This window comes from Noviherbaspirillum pedocola, assembly GCF_016632335.1.
In the GTDB taxonomy this organism is placed as follows: domain Bacteria; phylum Pseudomonadota; class Gammaproteobacteria; order Burkholderiales; family Burkholderiaceae_D; genus Noviherbaspirillum_A; species Noviherbaspirillum_A pedocola.
On sequence record NZ_JAEPBG010000066.1, the window covers coordinates 1 to 1,808 of the forward strand.

Sequence of the window (1,808 nt, forward strand, 5' to 3'; positions counted from 1 at the left end):
AGTCTTGCCGCTGTGATGCGCCTGGCGTTCCGGAATGATGACGCGGAGCCATGATGACCTCATCAGAATTTGCAGGAAACCGCGTATGACAAGCGTCGTTCCCTGCAAATTCCGCACGCCGATTTCACGTCTCAGCACGCATGGCCATTGGGTGAAAACAGTTTTTCAGCGCCGACTAGCTATCGCCTTTCGACGTTCAAACACTTGACACAAGCATTCAAGGACGCTATAAAGCACCCGTATAAAGCGATCGTTTTAATGACTTGAAAGTAGCTTCCGCGGGTTGCAGAGTATGAATCAGAGCAATGCCTTTGACAGACACGCCGGATGTCCCGACTGACACTCGATCGGTCGACGGGCCTCAAAGGCATTGGCGACTTTACGGTAGGCGATAGGATTAATTGCGCAAAAGTTGCGTCATGAGCGGAAGTTCGATTACACGATCAGGAGACCATGATGAAGCACGCCCTCGCCAGCACCGCCGCACTTATATCCCTTGCTTTCACCCCCCTTCTAGCTCATGCGCAGAAGAAGTACGACCAAGGCGCGACAGACACCGAAATCCGGTTCGGAAATACCGCACCTTACAGCGGCCCTGCTTCCTCCTACGGCACAATCGGCAAACTGCAGCAGGCGTATTTCAAAAAGATCAATGACGAAGGCGGTATCAAGGGCCGTAAACTGAACATGATCTCGCTCGATGACGGCTACAATCCGGCGAAAACCGTTGAAGTAGTGCGCCGCCTGGTTGAGCAGGACAATGTTCTCTTCTTGTTTGGGAACGTCGGATCGCCAACCAACTCGGCGATCCAGAAGTATGTCAACATTAAAAAGATTCCGCATCTTTTCCATTCGAGCGGCGCCAACAAGTGGAATGATCCGAAGAACTTCCCGTGGAGCATGGCGTTCACACCGAATTATCAAACCGAAGGTCGCATTTATGCCGAACACATTCTAAAGAATGCGTCCGGCGCTAAGATCGCGGTGCTGTACCAGAACGACGACTTCGGCAAGGATTATGTCCAAGGACTGAAAAGCGGACTCGGCAACAAGGGCAGCATGATCGTCTCCCAGGCATCGTATGAAGTCACCGACGCCACCATCAATTCACAGATCGCCGCACTGCGCGCATCGGGAGCCGAGGTTTTCGTTGATGCAAGCTCGCCGAAATTCACTGCGCAGGCAATACGCAACGTTGCCGACGTTGGCTGGAAACCAACGCACTACATCCCTTTCCCTTCCAGCTCGGTCGGCTCGGTCCTAACGCCTGCGGGACTGGACAAATCGACTGGTGTCGTTTCGGTCGGCTGGCTCAAGGATCCGACCAATGAACAGTTGGCCGATGATCCAGGCGTCAAGGAGTATCTTGACTTTATGAAAAAATATTACCCGGAAGGCGACATCAAGGACACGATGAATGCCTACGCCTATACCGCTGCACAGGCCCTGGTGAAAGTTCTCGCGCAAGCCGGCAACAATCTGACCCGTGACAACATCATGAAGCAGGCTGCGAGCTTGAAAGATGTTGAACTGCCAATGCTCTTGCCCGGCATTCGGCTCAATACCTCTACTACGGATTACGCTCCGGTCAAAAGCCTGCAACCGATCAGTTTCGACGGCAAGCAGTGGGTGAACCATGGAGAAGTGGTCCAAACCAAACCGTGAAGTCGAGCGTGTCCTACTTAGAGCCTATTCCAGTAGGCCAATTGCACGCCAGGTAATAACAGCGCACGCCAAATGAAGAAACGCAAGATAGGTTTTCGCCAGCTTTTCCCAACGAATCAGAACGCGGCGGAATCGGTTCATCC

At 52.8% G+C, this 1,808-nt stretch carries 1 protein-coding gene and 1 pseudogene; one reads left to right on the plus strand and one right to left on the minus strand.

Annotated elements, in window-relative coordinates:
• The first annotated feature begins 453 nt into the window (after positions 1–453).
• Entirely contained in the window at positions 454–1,665 is a 1,212-nt protein-coding gene (locus JJB74_RS32890; protein ID WP_200598758.1) for an ABC transporter substrate-binding protein, read from the plus strand.
• A gap of 24 nt (positions 1,666–1,689) precedes the next feature.
• On the opposite strand, the pseudogene JJB74_RS32895 reads toward JJB74_RS32890, so the two are convergent.
• A pseudogene (locus JJB74_RS32895) lies at positions 1,690–1,808 on the minus strand (IS5/IS1182 family transposase); the annotation flags it as partial.

Excerpts from the sequence above, each read along its gene's own strand:
- JJB74_RS32890 (WP_200598758.1), top strand. The coding sequence starts at position 454 with ATGATGAAGCACGCCCTCGCCAGCACCGCCGCACTTATATCCCTTGCT.